Annotated in this window: 1 protein-coding gene; it reads left to right on the top strand. The window is 69.3% G+C overall.

Features of this window, described 5'->3' with window-relative positions:
* Nucleotides 1-528, top strand: a 528-nt coding sequence (locus ACYVDE_RS25290) for an outer membrane beta-barrel protein (protein WP_460504271.1), incomplete at its 5' end; no start/stop codon positions are given.
* Nucleotides 529-657: the final 129 nt, after the last annotated feature.

The raw sequence follows: 657 nt of genomic DNA, 5'->3' as shown, positions 1-657 counted from the left end.
GGGACCCGGGTGCCCGTGCAGCTGGTGGGCGGCTACCAACTGCGCCCGCGCCTGGCGTTGCAGCTGGGGCTGGCCTACAGCGGCAACACCGCTCACTACGCCGGCAAGGGCTACTACGCCTCGACGGCGTCGTCGAGCGATTATTTCGACTTCGACCACACCTTTACCACGCGGGTGCTGACGGTGTCGGCCCTGGCGCGCTACACGCTCACGGCCAACCCGGCCCACCGGGTGCAGTTCGATGCGCTGGGCGGCCTGGGCCTGGAGAATGGCTGGAACTACAGCCGGGGCACGCAAACCGACAGCCTCGGCGGTACCCGCAACACCAGCAGCTTCAGTAACCAGCAGGCGGCTTCGGTGCTGCTGCTCACGGCGGGCCTGGGCACCCGCTTCCGCCTGAGCCGGCACGTTGAGCTATTCTACGACTTCACCCTGAACCGGGCCCTGACCGGGGAGCCCCCCCGGCCGGCCCCGCTGGGCCTCACCGGCAGCTCGGCCCTGGGCGTGCGCTACCGCTTCGGGCACTAGCGGCAGGCCTTCACGTTACCTACTTCCACGCCACTTTTTATTCCTTGCTGATGCGCTCCCTTTCCTTCGCCCTCGGTGGCCTGCTCTTGGCCGCCACCCTGCCCGCCCACGCCCAAACCGCCCCGGCCG

This window comes from Hymenobacter agri (genome assembly GCF_054778495.1).
Note: the sequence above shows the minus strand (reverse complement) of the source record. Positions and strands in the feature narration are given on the sequence as shown.